The following is a 20,492-nucleotide window of genomic DNA, read 5'->3' on the forward strand; positions in this document are numbered from 1 at the left end:
ATTACATACGTCCATTCTAAATAGATACTGCTATTTTGTTTTAAAAGTTTATCACTTTTTTTATTTTTCATATAAGTGCCTCTCAGAAATGTGTATTTTATTAATATTTTTAATATCTTTTTTAATATTTTGCACTTCATTTCACAAAAAACTAACTCTATTAATTTGAATCATAAAAAAATTATTCAGATGATAAGATATCAAAATCATGTTTGAGGGAGTGCTGCTTATATGAAAATTAAAAACATGCCTTTACTATGCTTATTATCCTTTTTAAGCATTCTTTTCCTATGCTTTAAACCTACTACCACGGTTAAGGCTGCACCAATGACTGATGCTGACGTTGCAGAACAATATCAACATAAGGAAAATACCGAACTAATCATCAGTTATGTCCTAGAAGAAAAGAAAGAGTTGATATTGAAGACAGATGTCAAAGATATGCTTGATATCAACGCTTTAAAAGAAGAACTTGGTGAATCTAATGTAACAGTCGATAACGAAAAATTAGAAACTACCGTTACTTTGAATAAACCTAACACCAATTCGTTCAAACTTTTCGTCAATAATAAAAAACCATTCCAATTATCTGTATTAAAGTCTAATGGTGAAAATATTTTTGATTATGAATTAAATCAACCTGAAAAGTATTCTGGTGAAACACCTGAGGTTGACGATGCTGCAGATGATGCTAACGAAGCTGGTTGGACATTTGCAGAACATCTTCGTGTCAGTGAAGGTCCCATTAAAGAATACTCTGATGGAACCAGCACTCGCCCCTATCTTTATTTTGGGGATTATAACTACGCCATCCGTCGTGCCTCTGTCAGTGATTCCTATGAACCTAGTGGTAAATCTCGTGTAAATAGTTTAACTGCTGCTGGTTCTGCTGTTCTTTACGCCGAAAAAGGTAGCCGTATTTTGGATGGCCCTACTGCTCCAGGTAATCACATTTTTACTGATCATTACGGTGATAATCAAAAAGGAGACTATGACTCACCCGATATCATCAACATGGGACTTTCCCCATTAGGAATAGAAGACCGTCCCAACGGATCACCTAGAACTTTTATTTCTAATGATTTATTTAACTATGTTGTATCATCGGATGGTGTCGGTGTTCCCGGTACTTCTGGTCCTAACAAGCTAGGTCAAAGTTACTCTATGCTAGATACACCAAAATTTTATTATCGAACTAATCCACAAACAGGCTTGGAAGAACAAAAAATGGTTTTCAAACAAAAAGCCTACTTTGTCGATAAAAAACATCGTCCTAACCCTGAAATCACTACCACTATTAAACTTAGTTTCAATAAAATGGGACGTGTCGTTACCAATATTAAATTTAAAAATACCGGTAAAGAACTCTTTAAAAATTTCATTGGTTTCTCTAACCATGATCTATCATTAAATGAAGACAATAAAGAAGTTACCGATGCTAAGGGCCGTCGAATTGGTAACTATTTAAAATTACGTACTTTAGGTAATGGCCGTGGTATGTACATGCAATCGGAAGACAGCCGCGTACGTACTAGTTATTTCACAAATCAAACTAATGGACCTGACGCCTGGGCTGCTCGCTCTTCAAGTAGTTCTTATATGGCTACCAAAGGTTACAGTTATAATCCAGGTTTAATTGGTGTTGTTGCTCTTAGAGAAAGATATTATCCATGGAAAATTGGAAAACCTAAAGATTCAGGTTTTCCATTATATACTCCTACCAAATATCACAATAAAAAGACGAAACATTTTACCTCTCCTTACGTGCCTAAGCACTTATTTAATGCTTTCAATGATCAATACGATGCTGGTGACTCCAATAGAACCGATGCTGCTGGTGGAAGATTGGGAGCTGCAGAGGATGAAAGTACCTGGGACGCTGGTTTAACCATGAGAACTGCTCCACAAGATTTATCCGTTGGTAAAACAGTTGAAATGGAATATACATCTCAGATTGACGTTAGAGGAAAAACTTTTAGTCCTGTTATTCAGTTAGATTTAAATGGTACTGATGATAATCCTCAGATCTTACCAATCAGTCAAAATGAATTACCTCTAACTGGTATGTGGTATGACTTTGATAGTACTGATGTAACAATGTACTATTCTGTTGATAGTGAAGATCCCGAAGATTTTAAAGTACTTTTTGATGCTAAACAATCTGCCAAAGAAGCTACTGTCGGTACGCATCACGAAATCAGAAATCAAAAGATTCCTCTTAACGAATTCAAAGAAAACAAGCATAAGCTTCGTTTTTATATGAAAGATAAAGAAGGCAATATTTCTAATATTAAAGAACACGTTATTAAATTCAAAAAACCTGCAACTGTCGAACCACAAATCAGTGTTGTCTCCCCTGGTTCTTCCAAAAAAGAACCTTACAATCCAATGATGCACAAAATGACACTTGAAGGATATTGGAATGATAAAGATAGCAAGCAAATCAAAAGTATTTCTTATATAATCGATGACGGTGAAGAAAAAATACTTAGCGAAGATTTAGATAATCCTCAACTAGGCGAATCTAACCCTTGGAAAATCGAAGATCTGGACATTAAAAATTGTAATGATTTTGACGTTCATACACTTGAAATGCGAATAGTTGATACAGAGGATCACATTGGAAACGACTTCTTCTACTTCCGTCATGTCGCTGGTAGTCTGATTCTAACGGCTCCTGAAAAAATTGATTTTGGTACTATTTCCGTCTCACCAACTACTGAAAGTATGGCTGAGCCAAAAATTGATGAGGGAAACGTTATTCTAGACGACTATCGCGAAAAGGATTCTAATCCAATTGCTATCAGCCTTTCGATGAGTAAATTTTACCAAGAAGAAGAAGATAACCATAACGATCAGAATAATGGTGATGACTCTGGTTCTACTGGTGACCCCGATAGAAGAAGTGATGAACCTGATCGAAAATACCTTCTTCATGACGTTTACTGGAAAAATAAGAAAGTTAACAGTTGGAATATTATTATCGGTAAGTCTACCGGTAAAACCGGAGACGAATGGGAATATACAACCGATTTTACTAAACGAATTTTAAAGAATCTCAAAATTGGTTTCCGCACCGGAACTACTGGTTCCCCTAATGGTAATTATGTCAGTCATTGGACTTGGCAAACTGTTGATTCAATTAAATAGCAAAAAAAGATGACAAAATATGCAATCTAATTTTGTCATCTTTTACTATATACGATATCATTTAGTTAACATTTATATTTTGAGGTGTCATTATGGACAAAGAAAAAATACATGACTATTGGTTTAAATTTTTGAGAGATAAGAATTCGCTCTATTATCCCTTGGGTGATATCACGATCTTTGGTGGTGATCCAGATAAGTTAGCTCATTTGGTTTACGATGGTACTAAAACAGCTACTACTTCATCATATGACCTCTACACTGCTGATGAGTACTTGCCTCAAGTTGGTGACTACAACATCATTCTCGACGGAAATGAAGAACCTCTCTGTATCACTGAAACGCTTGTCACCGAAGTTGTTCCTTTTAAATATGTCAGTGCTGAACATGCCTATCACGAAGGTGAAGGCAATCGCACTCTAGACTATTGGCGAGAAGTTCATGAGGATTTCTTTAAAAAAGAATATCAGGAAGCCGGAAAAGAATTTAACGATGAAATTCCTTGCTTGTGCGAAGTATTTAAACGTATCTACTAAAAAACATATCTCTAACCTTAATTGGTTATGAGATATGTTTTTTAGTTTTCATGATGATTTTTTTCTTCTAGAGAATCAGAAATCTTCTTTAAATACATAACGACTTCCTCATCTTTGTTGTCCTCTTCAGCCTCTTCTTCATCTTCACGTGTCTTGATTATCTTATTCATCACTTTAACAATTAAAAAGACTACGAATGCAATGATCAAGAAATTGATGATCGACTCAATAAATGTTCCATACTTGAACGTTGCGTCCCCCACTTTAAAGACTAAATTGCTCAAATCAACCTTGCCCAAGAATAAACCAATCAAAGGATTGATCAAGTTACTTACAAGGGATTGAACAATAGCTGTAAAGGCAGCACCCATAATTACACCAACAGCCAAGTCCAAAACATTGCCTCGACTGATAAAATCTTTGAATTCTTTTATCATATTATGATCTCCTAAAATCTTTATACTATCTATAATTATGGGGTTTTTCGGGTCATTTTTGCAAATTTTTTAACAAACTAATATATACAAAAGGTATATTTTCAAAATTTATCAATCTCATTTCTAAATTTCTATATGCAACCTTATAATGTAGTTATAATTTTCTATAAAGGTCGTGATTAAATGAATTACTTTGACATGTATAAAATGATTTTAGAAATTATTGCTGAACAGAACCCTAAAGATTTTCAAGAATTACTTGATGATTCGCAAAAGTATCCCCTTATTAAAGGGTACATTGCCAGTGACAACAATAATCAGATTTTAATCCGTGATATGCAAGATACAACCATTAGTATGATTAATGATGGTCTAATTTCGGGTATTATTAGTCCCTTAAAGTACGTTACTTTGATAAAATTAAACGGTTTAACAATCTCCGGCTTTCAATATTTGAAAAGATTGAAAAATGATCTCAATAAAAATGAAATTAATACTCTCCTAAAACAAAGTGATTTACCATTAACACCAAGCAATCTCACCAAAATGATTTCTAAAATTATTTTTAGCTAAGCCTAATGTATCGACATTTGTAAACTAAGTTATTAATTGACACCATTTTTAATAAGAGCTATTCTTACATTGTAATGATTCTTATTAAGAAAAACGGAGGTTATTTTTATGTCAAAGACTAAAGTTGTTATCGTTGGTGCATCACATGGTGGTCATCAATCTATTCTGGAATTATTAAAGCGTTATGATGACGTTGATATTAAATTGTTTGAAGCAGGTGATTTTGTCTCCTTTATGTCCTGTGGTATGGAACTATATCTGGAAAACAGTGTTACTGATGTCCATGATGTTCGCAATTTTAAACCAGATGACTTTTCAGCCAATGAAAATGTCCAAATCTTAAATAATCACGAAGTTACAAAGATCAATGCTGATAAAAAAGTTATTACTGTTATCAATTCAAAGGATAACAGTACTCAAGAATACCCTTATGATAAATTAATTCTAAGTTCCGGTGTCACTCCTAAGTCACTCCCTATTCCTGGAAATGACCTCAAAAATGTCTTTCTAATGCGTGGCTTTGATTGGGCTACACAAATCAAGTCCAAACTAGAAGATAAGAATGTTAAAAATATCACTGTTGTAGGTGCTGGTTATATTGGTATTGAAGCTGCTGAAGCTAGTGTCAAGGCTGGCAAGAATGTCACATTGCTTGATGTGATTGATCGCCCATTGGGAACTTATCTTGATAAAGAAATGACAGATATCCTTGAAAAACATCTCGAAGACAAGGGTGTTAAAGTCGTCACAGGTGCTAAAATTCAAGAATATGTAGGTACTGATGCCGTTACTGGTGTTAAAACTAATCAAGCTGAATATCCTAGTGATTTGGTCATTCAAGCTGCTGGTGTAAAACCTAATACAGATTGGCTCAAAGGTACAATCGATTTGGATGATCGTGGCTGGATCAAGACAAATGAATATCTTCAAACCAACCAAAAGGACATCTACGCTATTGGTGATGCTACATTAGCCTACTCAATTCCTGCAAATAACCACGTACCAATTGCTTTAGCCACTGTAGCGCGTCGTGAAGCAAGATACGTTGTAAAACATCTATTTGAAAAGAAACCTGCCCTTCCATTTGGTGGTGTAGTTGGCTCATCAGCTTTAAGTGTCTTTGATTATCACTTTGCTGAAAGTGGACTTAACAGCTTTACTGCTCAACGTTCTAACGTTGAAGTTAAGAGTTCCTTCTATCAAGGTAGCCTCAGACCCGCTTATGTTCCTGCAGGTAAAGATAATCCTACCGTTTCTGTTCAATTATTCTTCAATCCAACTTCACACGTTCTTTTAGGTGGTGCCATTCTTTCAACATATGACATTACAGCTCAAGGTAATGTTCTAGCATTAGCCATCCAACATAAATTAACTGTTGAAGATTTAGCCGATGCTGACTTCTTCTTCCAACCAGGATTCGACAGACAATGGAGTATCTTAAACGTTGCTGCTCAGCATGCATTGGGTGAAAAAGATTTTTAAAATAATTATTGAAAAAGTGTTCACAAATCGTGAACACTTTTTTTGTTATTCCCTGATTTTGGGCAAAATAAAAAAGAACTAAATCCTTTATTATCAAGGGTATTAGCTCTTTTTGAAGTTTTATGAAATTATCAAAATGCCACTGACAAGAGTCGAACTTGCACCTAGAAACCTAGACAGCGACCTGAACGCTGCGCGTCTGCCAATTCCGCCACAGTGGCAAAATATATATTTAACTTCTGATATATATTACAATTAAAATGATACTACAATTGGAGGTACTTGTAATGGAAAAAATTAATAAGAATGTCTTAAATCACGTGATTACTCAACGAAATCCACAATCATATAAGGGTAATTACGGTAAGATCCTTATTATTGCCGGCTCAACACATTTTGGTGGTGCAGCCATTCTTTGCAGTAGCGCTGCCATTCACAGCGGTGCTGGTTTAGTAACTTTAGCCACCACTCCAGAAAAATTTACCGCTGTTAATGTACAAATCCCCGAGGCCATGACTATCGATTACAGTCAAAAAAATGAATTAGCTCAGGCTATTAAAAGTAATGATGTCATTGCCATCGGCCCAGGTCTTGGTACTTCATCAATTGCCAAAGGCGTAGTTAAGGCAGCATTGAATTTAACTACCGAAAACCAAACATTGATTCTTGATGCATCAGCTTTAACAATTATTGCTGAACAGCAGCTTGCTTTGGAAACAAAAGCCAATATTATTATGACACCACATCAAGGTGAATGGCAGCGTCTCTCTCATTTGCCAATTCATGAACAAAATGAAAAAAATAATCGTGAACAACTTCAAAAATTAAATCCAAATGCTGTTTTAATTTTGAAAAAACACTTATCTGAAATATATTATCAAAATCAAACTTTCCAAATCCAAGCCGGCAACCCTGGTATGGCTACTGGTGGTATGGGCGATACTTTGACCGGTATTATGGCAGGATTTGTTGGTCAATTCGGTTATTCTCTCGAAACTGTTTCAGCTGCCCTATTAATACATAGTTTAATTGCTGATAAACTTTATAAGGAAAATTACGTTGTTCTGCCTTCGAAAATAATTACTAAGTTACCAAAGTACATGAAAAAATTCAGTCAAACTAAATAACATAAAAAAGCATGCTAATCTGGAAGGATTGGCATGCTTTTGATTTTATTTAATATTAAAAATTCTTCTGATACCTTCTACTTTTGAACCGAGTATCTTATCAGCTAACGACGTCTTTAAAACTAAGTAACCGTAGATTACTCCACCTAGACCAGCCTCTAAAACTAGAACAACCACACTGATAATTCGGTCTGAGTTACCAACAAAGTGGAAAACAACCCAGTTAACAAACATGACCGAAATAAACATGATCAATGAAAATAAAATAATTCCACTAATACGTCGTGAAAGTCTTCCAGTTTGGAACGGATAGCTCAAATGCAATTCTCTTAACATTAACCAAGAAACTACTGCCATACCAATACTTGTCGCAACTAGTGGACCAAATTCATGAAAAATACCAATCATTGGTAACTGCGCTACCACTTTAACAATAAAGCCATAAATAAAGTATTTAATAGCCAGTTTGTTACGATATAACGCTTGTAACACAGCTGAAAGAACTGTGAAAAGTCCTAATAAGATAGAAATCACTGATGAAAATTGTAACATCAAGACACCCAAGGCATCATAACGATAAAAAGTCGTCCAAAGTGGTTGAGCTACGGCGTACATCCCTAATGAGGCCGGAATCATAATGAAAAAGAATAATTCCAAAGTATTAGAAATTTGATCTTCAATCTTTGATTTATCACCCTTAGAATACAATCCTGACAAAATAGGAACTGCCGTCACAGCCATTGCTGATGATAAGGACACAATAATCATAATTAACTTATTAGCTTGGAAACCAAAGAGTGAGTAATAATTATCTAACTGTGCTCCAGTAGCATTAACGAACATCCTCATAAATTGATTAAAGGTAGATTGGTCAAATAAGTTAAAGAATGTAATACCTGCATCCAAAATGATGAACGGTACAGCTTGTTCAAAAATTTCACGCGTGAAATTTCTTTCATTTAGATTTTCAACAGGTTTGCTGTTCCTAGAAAGTCGCCTCAGTTTTGGTAATTTCTTTAAGATTGCTAGAACTAAAATGGCAATAGCCACTGCCGCTCCAATAAAAGCAGCAAAGGTTGACTGAACAACCGCATTAATATAACTACCCTTGTTAACCACCATAATAAGATATGTAGCAACTAACATGTAGATTACTCGGGCAATCTGTTCAATAAATTGCGAAATAGCCGACGGCGCCATATCTGAGTACCCTTGTAAGTATCCTCTCAAGATACTTAATACCGGAATAATCAAAACTGCTACCGCTAATGATTTAATGACAGGGATACTTCTGGGATCACCATCAGTAAATAATGTTGCTAAAACCGGTGCCCCAAAGAACATCACTGCTCCAAAGATAACACCCATGAACGTCATAATCTTGAGTCCATGTTTAAATAATTTATTTCCGGTTGAATATTCATCTAAGGCATTATAATGTGAAATTTGCTTTGAAATAGCCCCCGGAATACCAGCCGTTGAAACAATTAAAAACAGACTGTAAATATTGTATCCTTTAGCAAATAAAGCATTCGCCGCTGGATAATCAGAACCCATCCATGCCATCCATGGAATAATATAAATTGCACCTAAAATACGAGAAAAAATACTTCCAGCCGTCATCCAAGCTGAACCCTTCAACATTGTATCTTGTGAAGATGATTCCGGATCCATCACTGGCATTACTTCTTCCTCATTATGGCTTTTATTTCCGCCCAAAACTTGCACCACCTTAAAAACTATCCATTTAATTATAGCAAAATTCTTATCCTAAAAATTTTAAATTACGCTTAATTTATTAAAAAAGCAAATTAATTTTCCAAACTTCCTGAAAATTTCAGACATTTTTACAAATTACTCGCTATTATATACCACCTAATTAATGATAGAATGTAATTCGTTGGGTATTTAGGCAAAAATTATTATTCATTTACACAAAAAGTAGTTTCACGCAATTATTCATTTAATACAAGTATCAGCCCTCACCCTTTAATGTCCAATTTAGCTTATTACTCAACCTAAAAGAGGTTCCGGAAATTTTCCGGAACCTCTTTTTGATTACTATTTAACTACGATATTAACAATCTTGTTAGGAATAACAATTACTTTGACAACCTTCTTGCCATCAGTAAATTTCTTAACTTTTTCATCAGCAAGTGCTAATTCTTCTAGCTTATCTTTAGCTGTGCCGTTAGCAACTTCTATCTTATCTCTAAGTTTTCCATTAACTTGAACAATGATTTCAACTGTATCTGAAACTAATTTACTTTCATCATAAGTTGGCCATGCAGCATATGAAATTGATTCAGAATGGCCTAGCTTATTCCAAATTTCTTCCATCATATGAGGAGCGATTGGTGCTAATAGTTTAACCAATCCTTCAGCATAATCCTTAGGCATCGTATCAACCTTATGTGCTTCATTAACAAAGACCATCATTTGAGAAATGGCTGTGTTGAAATGCAATGCATCATAGTCTTCTGTAACTTTCTTAACTGTTTCATTGTAAACCTTGTCTAATTTACCGTCATTTTCATCAGTTAGGAAATCATCACGCAATGTGCTGTAATCATCATCATTGATAAAGAGATTCCAAACACGATCCAAGAACTTGGATGAACCGGAAAGTCCATTTTCAGACCAAGCAATTGAGGCATCCAAAGGACCCATGAACATTTCATAAGTTCTCAATGTGTCGGCACCATATTGTTCAACAACATCATCTGGGTTAACTACGTTCCCCTTTGACTTGGACATCTTTTCATGACCTTTACCTAAGATCATTCCTTGGTTAAATAACTTTTGGAATGGTTCCTTAGTTGGGACAACCCCCAAATCATACAATACCTTATGCCAGAATCTTGCATACAATAGATGCAATACGGCATGTTCGGCACCACCAATATATAGATCAACTGGTAACCATTGCTTCAATAGATCGTAGTCAGCTAATGCTTTATCATTATGTGGATCAATATATCTCAAGTAGTACCATGATGAACCAGCCCACTGTGGCATTGTATTAGTTTCACGACGACCCTTACGACCGTTCTTATCAACAACGTTTACCCAATCAGTTAGGTTAGCTAGTGGACTTTCACCAGTACCTGATGGTTTGATATCACTATCTTCTGGTAATTTAAGTGGCAACTCATCTTCAGGAACAAGTGAAGTTGTACCATCTTCCCAATGAATAACAGGAATTGGTTCACCCCAGTATCTTTGACGTGAGAATACCCAATCACGTAGACGATAGTTAACCTTCTTTTTACCAATACCCTTTTCTTCTAGATACTCAACCATACGATTAATGGCATCTTCTTTATTCAAGCCATCTAGGAAGTCAGAGTTAATATGCTTACCGTCGCCAGTAATTGCTCCATCTTCAAGATTACCTTCAATAACTTGCTTCATTGGTAAATTAAATTTCTTTGCAAAAGCAAAGTCACGATCATCATGAGCAGGAACGGCCATAACAGCTCCCGTACCATATGTAACAAGCACATAATCAGAAATCCAAACAGGAATCTTATCACCATTTACAGGATTAATAGCATATGCACCAGTGAAGACACCAGTCTTTTCATCATTCAAATCAGTTCTGTCAAGATCAGACTTGTGTGAAACTTCTTCCTTATAAGCATCAACAGCTGCTTTTTGTTCTGGAGTAGTAATTTCATCAACAAGTTCATGTTCAGGTGCCAAAACCATATATTGAACACCAAAGGCAGTATCTGGTCTAGTAGTAAAGATATTTACTTTCTTATCATGATCTACTAATGGGAAGGTAATTTGAGCACCAACTGAACGACCAATCCAGTTTCTTTGCATTTCCTTGATACTTTCAGGCCAATCAATATCATCCAAGTCATCAATTAATCTGTCAGCATAAGCTGTGATTTTTAGCATCCATTGACGCATTGGTTTTCTAATAACTGGGAAACCACCACGTTCTGTCTTACCATCAATAATTTCCTCGTTAGCAACAACAGTTCCTAAATCTGGTGACCAGTTAACAGGAACTTCTGCTTCATAAGCCAAACCTTTTTTATACATTTGTTCAAAAATCCATTGTGTCCATTTATAGAACTTAGGGTCTGTTGTTTGAACTTCACGGTCCCAATCATATGAGAAACCTAATGAATTAATTTGACGTTTGAAGTTTTGGATATTTTTTTCAGTGAAATCTGCTGGATTGTGACCAGTATTCAAAGCATATTGTTCAGCTGGTAGTCCAAAAGCATCAAAGCCCATTGGATGCAAGACGTTATAACCTTGAGCACGTTTCATTCTTGAAATAATATCTGTTGCCGTATATCCTTCAGGATGACCTACATGAAGTCCTTGGCCTGATGGATATGGGAACATATCTAAAGCATAAAAGTTCTTCTTATTTGGATCAGTTGTAGTCTTGAAAGTTTCGTGTTCCTTCCAATACTTTTGCCATTTCTTTTCAACGGTATTGTGATTGTACATATTTTTCCTCCTATACAAAAAAAGTCCTATGATTAATATAATCATAGGACGAGTTATCGCGTTACCACCTAAGTTCCGTACTCAAATAAGTACGACTCTCAAAATCCTTAACGAGGATCAAGCGCAGTCACTTACTTAAGTTCGGTAACTATTATTAGTGGACGAGTTCGAAAATAAAAATCTACGCATTCACATCCCCATGCGCTTTCTGTGAAGAATTTTTATAATCTACTACTTCCGTTGCTTTATATCTTATACCAATAATGTTTGTCCGACAACCAATAAATCTGAATTAAGATTATTTAATTTCTTAATATTATCAATTGTTGTTCCGGCCTGTGATGCAATAGAGTCAATCGTATCACCATTTTGAACGGTTACTGATTTATTAGTTTGACTATCAGTATCACTATTAGAATTATTATCACTGTAATCATTTTGAACATTAATAGCTGTTGAATCTGAATCTGAATTATCAGATGGAACATACTTCTTTACTCCACTACGTTCATCCTGAACAATCACTGGAGCCTGCTTACTACCATAAGCATCACCAACATTGCCAACATCACTATCTTTGTCAGTCGTAGCCTTATTAGCAGTATTAACCATATTACCGTTATTTGCGTTGGCCGTATTAGTAGTCGTTGTTTGACTATCAGCAGTAGTAGCCTGACTAACAATCAAAGTCTTGCCTGGATAAATATAATTGTCAGTTTTAAGATTATTCATATTCATTAAATCATCAACTGAAATATTAAATTTGGCGGCAATTGTTTGCAAAGTATCATCCTGAGCAACTGTATAAGTCTTAGCACTAGCATCATCAAATTGAGTCAAATTGTACTTTTCAATCATACTATTTAGCTTAGACGCATAAGTCGTATCGGTGGCATAACGGCCAGTCAAAAACTTAGTGGCATCTTTATATGAATTGGTATTACTCTTCCAAGCACCAGCATACAATTGTGAATTACCAGTTGTTCCACCTCTCAAAAGTGACACATAATCTTCAAGTGATTCCTTATATGATGGATATTTTCTGAAGTTGGAATTAATTGAATAAAGACTACCAGTTCCATCATCTTCTTGTGTACCCATATTAACTGATGCACCGTTGTACTCACCCTTGATACCAAATAAATTATAGTTAGGAGCGCTAGCTAAACCACTAGTCCCCCAACCACTTTCAATCATGGCTTGAGCAATCATAACTGATGCATAAAGGTCGTTGTTTGAGGCAAGCTTCCGAGCAGAATTACCAATATAATCAATAAATTCTTGATCTCCTACACCTTTAGAGCTAACTGGAGTGGTTGTAACAGCTGAGTTTTGAGATAACAAATTGTTTACCGACAAAGCTTCAGCTTTAACAGATATTGGAGCAGACACATTGGCAATTTCGGCTACCGCAGCACCAACAAACATACTAGAACCTAATATGGTCATGTTCTTGCGCAAGTTTGTATTCTTGCTTCTTTTATTATTTAATCTAGTCAATCGACTATCTTCAATTTTTCTTTCACGACGTGTAATAACCATAAGTATTTTGCTCTCCTCAAAATCTTTATACTATATATTATATTTCTTAACAAAATCTTAAACAATAGAGAGACCAAAAATTATGAAAATATCTAAAAAAATATCCCTTTTATTAATCATTTTAGTAATATTTTTTACCTTCTGGAGTATAAATGTAGCTTTAAAAAGTACAATTATTACTAAATTTGATACCAATCTCATCCAACAAATCTACCATCATAATCAATTCTCACTAAGCATTTTCAAGCCAATTACCAATCTTGGTGACACTTTTCCCACTATACTGATTGCTGCAATATTTTTTATCCTATTAGTGATTAAGAAATATTACTACGCCGCTATCTACTTAGTTTTGAATAAGGTCGTCGTTGCCTTACTCAATAGTCTAATAAAAAACATAATAGAACGACCTCGACCAAGTCATTACCATTATGTTTATGCTGGTGGTTATAGTTTTCCAAGTGGTCATTCAGCAAGCTCATTTGCATTATACATATCGCTATTAATTATTAGTGTTCACATTTTCAAACAACTAAAAATCAAAGCAATCATCAGCATAATGACAATCATTATGGTATTACTAGTTGGCTATAGCAGAATCTTTTTGGGTGTACATTATCCTAGTGATGTTCTAGGCGGTTATACACTTGCAGCTATAATCGTAACTTTTAACACTTTATTGTTCAGAGCCAAGGATCTTTCGATTCTTCAACTCAAAGGCATTAAGAATTAAACCCAATACTAATAATACAAGAGATGCCACATAGATATTGTGCAATCCTGAAAAAAGAATTTGTCGCATTTTGGGCAAAAGTTGATGTGGTAAGGAATTTGCCGTTTGTGGGTCGATCAGCTTATTCATCATATCAACTGAAATATTCTTATTTTCCGCTGCACCACGAGCTAAAGCAGTATTCAAGATAATTCCGTACACAGAAACCATCATGGATTGACCAATAGTTCTCAATAAAGTATTGAAACTAGTGGCAACTCCAACATTTTCGGGATCAACAACAGTTTGAGCTGTAACCGTCGTGGTAGTGATTGTTAAACCAAATCCTAACCCAGCTACTGCAGCTAAACCACAGAAATAGATAAATGGTGTTGTTGGACCTGCCATCAAAAGCAATCCATTAGCAATAGCTAAGAAAAATAAACTGATGTAAATGACACGATTGGGTGCCATTTTTTTTATCAAAGTTCCAGCCCAGAATGATCCAAAAATCCAAATAATTGAACTAGGTGTAACAGCAAATCCACCCATTGATGGACTCAAACCAAGGATTCCTTGCATCCATGTAGGAATATAGGCTTCAAAACCAATCAAGAAGCCACTGACAATCAATGCTAATAAGTTTTGAATAACAAAAGTTTTATTCTTGAATAATTCTAACGGCAAAATCGGATCAGCAACGTGCTTCTCAACGTGAATAAATAAGAAAATGGATATAATTGAAACAGCTGTTAAACCAATTGGTAAAAAGATATTGCTACTACCAATATTTTGTAAAGCTAACATTAATGGCAATAAAGTCAAAATTAATAGGATAGTGCCTACGTAATCGATTCGTAATTTCTCATGTTCTCGTTTTTCTTCTTTAAAGAAGATCCAAATCAAACTCATCGTTAACAAGCCAACTGGTAAATTGATTAAAAATACCCAGTGCCAACTCAATTTTTCAACGATAAAACCACCTAGTAAAGGAGCAATAATGGCGGCAATTCCCCAAGCTGATCCATTGAATCCTAATATCTTAGCACGTTTATCTAAAGGATAGATATCAGCAATAATTGTAAAAGTTAATGGTTGAATAGCTCCTGAGCCAATTCCTTGGACCACACGTGCTAAAATTAAGGTCAACATTGAATTTGACATTGCACATAGCGTTGATCCAATAACAAATAAAACTAAGCCAATCATTAATACTGGTTTTCTACCAATTATATCGGATAATTTACCATAAATTGGTGTTGCTACGGCCGTCATTAATAAATATATTGAGAAAACCCAGTTCATTAAACTAACTCCATGTAAACTCCCAATAATAGTCGGCATAGCCGTTGAAACAATTGTACCCTCTATTGCAGTCATGAATGTGGCAATAAACACGGCAATCGTGACAATTGCAACATTCGATTGATTCTTTTGTGTCATTTAATTAATTCCTCCCATAAAAAAAGAGACCCTCCCTAAAGTTAAACTTTAAAGAACGCCTCTGCTAATCATCGATTAAATTTTCAAGAAACTCTTAATATCATCAACTTTATCAAGTTTTTCCCATGGCAAATCGATATCTGTACGTCCGAAGTGACCATAAGCAGCCGTCTTCTTATAAATTGGTCTTTGTAGATCAAGCATCTTAATAATACCTAGTGGACGTAAGTCAAAGAACTTATTGATAACTTCTTCAATTTGTTCTTCTGAAAAGTCACTAGTACCAAATGTATCAACATGAATTGATACAGGTCTGGCAACACCAATAGCATATGCAATTTGAATTTCAACCTTTTCAGCTACACCTGCTGCAACAAGGTTCTTTGCGATATATCTTGCAGCATAACTTGCTGAACGGTCAACTTTAGTAGCATCTTTACCAGAGAAAGCACCACCACCATGACGAGCAAAACCACCGTAAGTATCAACGATGACTTTACGTCCTGTAAGTCCGGAGTCTCCTTCTGGTCCACCGATAACAAAACGGCCAGTAGGATTGATCAAAATCTTAGTCTTGTCATCAATCATATTAGCTGGTACAACTTCGTCAATAACATATTTCTTAATATCTTTTTTGACTTGGTCTAAGCTAGCTTCAGCTTTGTGTTGTGTACTGATAACAATCGTATCAACACGAACTGGATGATCATTACCATCGTATTCAATTGTTACTTGTGATTTAGCATCTGGCATCAAGTAATCAATTGTACCGTTCTTTCTAACCTCAGCTGTTTTTCTCATTAACTTGTGAGCTAGAGAAATTGGTAAAGGCATGAATTCTTTAGTTTCATTTGTAGCGAATCCAAAGACGAAACCTTGATCACCGGCACCAATTTGGTCCAATGGATCAGCATCTTGGTGATTGTCACGTTGTTCAAGCGCGTCATCAACACCTTGTGCAATATCAGGAGATTGTTCATCTAGTGCTACCAATACGGCGCAACTATTACCATCAAATCCTGGGTTAGAACCATCATAACCGATATCGGTAATGGTCTTACGAACAACGCTTTGAATATCAACATATGCGGAAGTTGATATTTCACCAACAACTAGGACTAAACCTGTTGTAACAGTTGTTTCGCATGCAACACGTGCATCTTTATCCTTTGCTAAAATAGCATCGAGAATTGCATCACTTATTTGATCAGCAACTTTATCTGGATGTCCTTCTGAAACTGATTCAGAAGTAAATAAATAATTTTTTGACATAATTTTCTTTCCACCTTTTCGGTTACAGGGCCTCTCCTCGCAAAAAAAGGATCCCATCAGGAACCTTTTAATAGGTTAACACAAAATTAGCCAGTTTTCATAGTAAATCAGCGATTGACGTTAAACTTTTCTTACATTAATATGATTTTATAAGTATAAGGAGCTTCACATGAACAATTTAAAATCTAAAAAATTATTAGCATCCCTTATTGAATTTATTAGTTATCATATTTTTCCATTTATATTTATTTTTGTACACAACTTGAACAACTATACTATTCATGGCTTCCTGATTATCATGATTGCAATGGTGGCTCTTTATAAGGAATATATTATCACTTTAAACCCGAATAAATACTTCCACTTACTATATAGTGGCATTTATCTTCTCTTGGCGATACTTTCGATGCATTCGCTCAATAAATTCGTTATTATTTTGGTTTTCGTGCAATTAGTCTTCCTATATATGCTCAAGTATTTACCAGACAATTATCAGAATATTGCTTCATTAATTGAGGATTTCATCGTACCTAGTTTTATGTCCATAGCACTGGCATTTACCTATATGCATTTCATTTCCATCAATTTTGTAGTGCCACTACTATTGATCAACCTAGCTTGCGTTTTGATAGATTATTTTGAAGGAACTAAATACGATTATCTACAATTGATTGTCTTTTCTATATTGTCATTCATGCTCTTCATTTTAAATTATATCAGTATCTGGACAGCTCTCATCATTGTTATCTTTGTTGTGATTATGGCTCTCTTGAAAAAGTATCAGAAATTTTCACAGCCAAATCTTTTCTATCGTATAATCGGAAATTTGATTTTAATTATCTAAATTAAGTCAATTTTGTACTTATCCTTAAAAAAGATATTTAAACCATCTTATATTCATAGGATGGCTTTTTTTGATACAAAAAAACATCTAACAAAGTTAGATGTTTAAAAGTTTTTGGTATGGAGGATACAGGGATCGAACCTGTGACCTCCTGCTTGTAAGGCAGATGCTCTCCCAGCTGAGCTAATCCTCCAAAATGACCCGTACGAGATTTGAACTCATGTTACCGCCGTGAAAGGGCGGTGTCTTAACCACTTGACCAACGGGTCATAAATATTTATTTGTTTATTGCTCTCTCAAGCACAAGAAATATAATACAATAATAATAAAGACGTTGCAAGAGGTTTTTTTAACTTTTTTGAAAAATTGGGAGGAATTTGAATTTTGGATATACAAAAGTACTTTGAAAGCGCAAAAACAATGGATTTAGCTCAAGATATGTTAGGACATACTTTTACTTATGAATCTGATCAGGGAAAATTTTCAGGTTTAATCGTGGAAACAGAAGCCTACCTAGGCCCAATCGATATGGCCGCTCACAGTTATAATGGTCGTCACACTAAAGCTAACGATCCACTCTATCAATCTGGTGGGACTATCTATATTTATTCAATTCATAGTTGGCTAGATATGGATATCAGTATTCAAAAAGCTGGAACACCGAATGGTATCTTAATCCGTGGGTTACAACCATTAGAGGGAATTGACTTGATGGAAAAGAATCGTAGTAAAACTGGTTTCGATGTCAGCAATGGACCTGCCAAGTGGATGGCAGCTTTTGGCATTAAAGATAAGTCCTTATCTGGAACGGTCTTAAATGAACACAACTTTAATTTCTCCGCAAAAAAAGTCCAGACTCCTCAAGAAATTCTTGCCACACCAAGAATCGGTGTGAAGAATAAGGAACCTTGGACTTCAAAAAATATGCGTTTTATCGTAAAGGGAAATCCTTACGTATCTAAATTACCAAAACGAGAAATGAATTTAGACACATACGGTTGGTTATAATTTATCACTTCTAGCACGAAGAGCGTACAAAATAGCTACTGTATCGACTACTTCTTGAAGCATTGCCCCAATAATGGTTGGAATTAAACCAAATCCAGCTACTATCATTAAAGCGACACAAATGAAAATTCCGATTAATACTGCTTCTTTAGCAACCTTCATCGTATCGTGGGCTATTTTAACAGCTGTCGTTACTTTGCTAAGATCATCTTGCAAAATGACCGCATCAGCTGACTCACTGGCGGCATTAGCTCCTTTGTACCCCATTGCTATTCCGACATCGGCTAAAGCTAAGGCAGGAGCGTCATTAACACCATCCCCAACCATTACAGTAGGATGATACTCTTTACCTAAACTTCTAATAATCTTTACCTTATCAGCTGGCAAACTAGATGGGAATGCCTTTGTAATACCCACTTCTGAAGCAACCAATTCGGTTGCCTCTTTTTTGTCTCCTGAAATCATTAAAATATTACTAATGCCAAAATCTTTTAATCCTTGAATCGTTGTTTTAGCTTCTGGTCTAATTTGATCCAACAAGCTGTACACACCTGCGTAGTCTCCATCTATTGAGACATAAACACCTGATCCACTCACGGAATCTACTTTTTCATCAGTTACAAACTCAGCTTGACCAACCTTAACTTCAATATCACCAATCTTACCCACAATTCCTTCAGCCGTTGTTTCTTTCAAATCCGTTACCGGTAATAATTCCAAATTATGCTTTAAAGTAAAGTCGACAATAGCCTTAGCCATAACATGACTTGAATTCTGTTCCAAAGATGCAGCATAGACCATAACTTGATCTTTGCCGAAACCATTGACTGATTTGAAACCATTAACAATTAATCTTCCCTCAGTAATGGTACCTGTTTTATCAAAAGCCACTGTTCTAGCAGAATTCAATTTTTCTAGGGCCGTTCCTGACTTAACGATAATTCCATTTCTACTTGTCCGACTCATTCCAGAAACAAAAGCAATCGGTGCAGCCAAAATCAATGGACACGGTGATGCCACTACTAGGACTTGAGCAATTCTAATCGGATCTTTAGAAATGTACCATGCAATCCCCGCAATTACATAAGCAATCAATGTAAAAGGAACTGCATAACGATCAGCCAATCTAACAAAGTGTGCTGGATGTGTTTCAGATTCTTTAACTAACTTAACAATGGCTTGATACTCCGAGTCAGCAGCCACTTTTTCGGCTTTAATTTTAAAAGGATTCTCTCCATTGATCGAACCAGACATAACATGTGAATCTTTACCAATCGTTACAGGAACTGATTCACCAGTCAAAGATGATTCATCCACTTCCGAAGTCCCGTCAAACACTACTCCATCAACTGGAACTTGCTCTTTAGGACGAATCAGTAACTCATCACCGATTTTAACATCATCAATATCAATATCCTTAACTGTTTGATCAACAATCAAGTGTGCTTGTGAAGGAGTATTATCTAAGAGTGATTTCAATTCACTTTTTGCTTTATTGGCCGCATACTCCTCTAAGGAATCTCCACCTGTGAGCATTAGTAGAACAATCCATCCAGCCCAGTATTGGCCCAATACAATTGTCGCTACAATTGCAGTAATCGCTAATAAATCAATTCCGAAGTTACCCGATTTTATTACCTTTACCATATCGATAAACATGATTAAAGCCAACAATAAGCCTAAAATACTGATTATCAATTGGGCATAGCTAGGCAAATGAAAGATAAATTCCAATACTGCCGCAATAACACCAATTGCCAGTGTTGCATATAATTTAATTTTATCGGAATTCATAAAATCACGTCCTCCCTTGAAATACTTTTCATTAACATAATTATACAATTTTACAAATTATAAAAATAGTATTTAGGGACATAATTTAGAATCATT

General features: G+C 35.4%; 15 protein-coding genes, 3 tRNA genes, 1 riboswitch and 1 other annotated feature. Of the genes, 8 read left to right on the top strand and 10 right to left on the bottom strand.

The genetic code is table 11. The annotated features are described in order from the left end of the window. The first annotated feature begins 231 nt into the window (after positions 1–231). On the top strand, positions 232–3,150 hold the full coding sequence (locus ATN92_RS14150; protein ID WP_143444267.1) for a hypothetical protein: 2,919 nt from the start codon (positions 232–234) through the stop codon (positions 3,148–3,150). A gap of 92 nt (positions 3,151–3,242) precedes the next feature. Beyond that, positions 3,243–3,686 carry an ASCH domain-containing protein gene (locus ATN92_RS14155; protein ID WP_056951465.1) on the top strand — a complete coding sequence of 148 codons (444 nt, stop codon included), beginning with the start codon at positions 3,243–3,245 and terminating at the stop codon, positions 3,684–3,686. 41 nt (positions 3,687–3,727) lie between these two features. Here ATN92_RS14155 and mscL read toward each other — a convergent pair whose 3' ends face one another. Further along, positions 3,728–4,123: a large-conductance mechanosensitive channel protein MscL gene (gene mscL / locus ATN92_RS14160; RefSeq protein ID WP_056951467.1), complete on the bottom strand. Its 396-nt coding sequence runs from the start codon at positions 4,121–4,123 to the stop codon at positions 3,728–3,730. 183 nt (positions 4,124–4,306) lie between these two features. Here mscL and ATN92_RS14165 point away from each other — a divergent pair, with 183 nt between their 5' ends. Next, the gene (locus ATN92_RS14165; RefSeq protein ID WP_056951469.1) at positions 4,307–4,696 is read left to right on the top strand and encodes a hypothetical protein; all 390 of its coding nucleotides are present in this window, start codon (positions 4,307–4,309) and stop codon (positions 4,694–4,696) included. A gap of 108 nt (positions 4,697–4,804) precedes the next feature. Next, complete coding sequence (locus tag ATN92_RS14170) at positions 4,805–6,178, top strand: FAD-dependent oxidoreductase (RefSeq protein ID WP_056951471.1); 1,374 nt, start codon at positions 4,805–4,807, stop codon at positions 6,176–6,178. A gap of 137 nt (positions 6,179–6,315) precedes the next feature. Here ATN92_RS14170 and ATN92_RS14175 read toward each other — a convergent pair. Further along, positions 6,316–6,399: transfer RNA gene (locus tag ATN92_RS14175), tRNA-Leu, on the bottom strand. Between the two features lie 66 nt (positions 6,400–6,465). On the opposite strand from ATN92_RS14175, the gene ATN92_RS14180 reads away from it, so the two are divergent. Next, a complete protein-coding gene (locus tag ATN92_RS14180; RefSeq protein ID WP_056951472.1) occupies positions 6,466–7,305 on the top strand; it encodes an NAD(P)H-hydrate dehydratase in 840 nt (279 codons plus the stop codon). 45 nt (positions 7,306–7,350) lie between these two features. On the opposite strand, the gene ATN92_RS14185 is transcribed toward ATN92_RS14180, so the two are convergent. The 3 genes from ATN92_RS14185 to ATN92_RS19435 all read right to left on the bottom strand — a co-directional run bounded on the left by ATN92_RS14185 (position 7,351) and on the right by ATN92_RS19435 (position 13,323). After that, on the bottom strand, positions 7,351–8,988 hold the full coding sequence (locus ATN92_RS14185; protein ID WP_411762974.1) for a putative polysaccharide biosynthesis protein: 1,638 nt from the start codon (positions 8,986–8,988) through the stop codon (positions 7,351–7,353). Positions 8,989–9,366: 378 nt separating this feature from the next. Next, positions 9,367–11,781, bottom strand: a complete 2,415-nt coding sequence (gene leuS, locus ATN92_RS14190) for a leucine--tRNA ligase (protein ID WP_056951474.1) — start codon at positions 11,779–11,781, stop codon at positions 9,367–9,369. A 41-nt stretch (positions 11,782–11,822) separates the two neighbouring features. Further along, positions 11,823–12,035 (bottom strand) — a binding site (T-box leader). Further along, the gene (locus ATN92_RS19435; RefSeq protein ID WP_056951476.1) at positions 12,034–13,323 is read right to left on the bottom strand and encodes a glucosaminidase domain-containing protein; all 1,290 of its coding nucleotides are present in this window, start codon (positions 13,321–13,323) and stop codon (positions 12,034–12,036) included. Its footprint overlaps the feature before it by 2 nt. Before the next feature lie 82 nt (positions 13,324–13,405). Between ATN92_RS19435 and ATN92_RS14200 the strand changes: the two genes are divergently transcribed. Next, positions 13,406–14,056 (top strand): phosphatase PAP2 family protein, encoded by a 651-nt coding sequence (locus ATN92_RS14200; RefSeq protein WP_056951477.1) that lies wholly within the window; start codon positions 13,406–13,408, stop codon positions 14,054–14,056. Here ATN92_RS14200 and ATN92_RS14205 read toward each other — a convergent pair. Beyond that, positions 14,000–15,478, bottom strand: coding sequence for an MDR family MFS transporter (locus ATN92_RS14205; RefSeq protein ID WP_056951479.1), 1,479 nt, complete (start codon positions 15,476–15,478; stop codon positions 14,000–14,002). The two genes, ATN92_RS14200 and ATN92_RS14205, sit on opposite strands and share 57 nt — an antisense overlap. A 75-nt stretch (positions 15,479–15,553) precedes the next feature. After that, on the bottom strand, positions 15,554–16,750 hold the full coding sequence (gene metK, locus ATN92_RS14210; protein ID WP_056951482.1) for a methionine adenosyltransferase: 1,197 nt from the start codon (positions 16,748–16,750) through the stop codon (positions 15,554–15,556). Further along, a riboswitch (SMK box riboswitch) is annotated at positions 16,748–16,826 on the bottom strand. It overlaps the preceding gene by 3 nt. Before the next feature lie 93 nt (positions 16,827–16,919). On the opposite strand from metK, the gene ATN92_RS14215 reads away from it, so the two are divergent. Beyond that, positions 16,920–17,594 (top strand): hypothetical protein, encoded by a 675-nt coding sequence (locus ATN92_RS14215; RefSeq protein ID WP_056951484.1) that lies wholly within the window; start codon positions 16,920–16,922, stop codon positions 17,592–17,594. Between the two features lie 120 nt (positions 17,595–17,714). On the opposite strand, the gene ATN92_RS14220 is transcribed toward ATN92_RS14215, so the two are convergent. Further along, positions 17,715–17,787 (bottom strand) — tRNA-Val (locus ATN92_RS14220). Positions 17,788–17,791: 4 nt separating this feature from the next. Further along, positions 17,792–17,863 (bottom strand) — tRNA-Glu (locus ATN92_RS14225). A gap of 115 nt (positions 17,864–17,978) precedes the next feature. Here ATN92_RS14225 and ATN92_RS14230 point away from each other — a divergent pair. Then, a complete protein-coding gene (locus ATN92_RS14230; RefSeq protein ID WP_082604493.1) occupies positions 17,979–18,602 on the top strand; it encodes a DNA-3-methyladenine glycosylase in 624 nt (207 codons plus the stop codon). Here the strand turns inward: ATN92_RS14230 and ATN92_RS14235 are convergent. Further along, on the bottom strand, positions 18,597–20,396 hold the full coding sequence (locus ATN92_RS14235) for a heavy metal translocating P-type ATPase (RefSeq protein ID WP_056951486.1): 1,800 nt from the start codon (positions 20,394–20,396) through the stop codon (positions 18,597–18,599). The two genes, ATN92_RS14230 and ATN92_RS14235, sit on opposite strands and share 6 nt — an antisense overlap. Between the last annotated feature and the right edge of the window lie 96 nt (positions 20,397–20,492).

This window comes from Companilactobacillus bobalius (assembly GCF_009764355.1).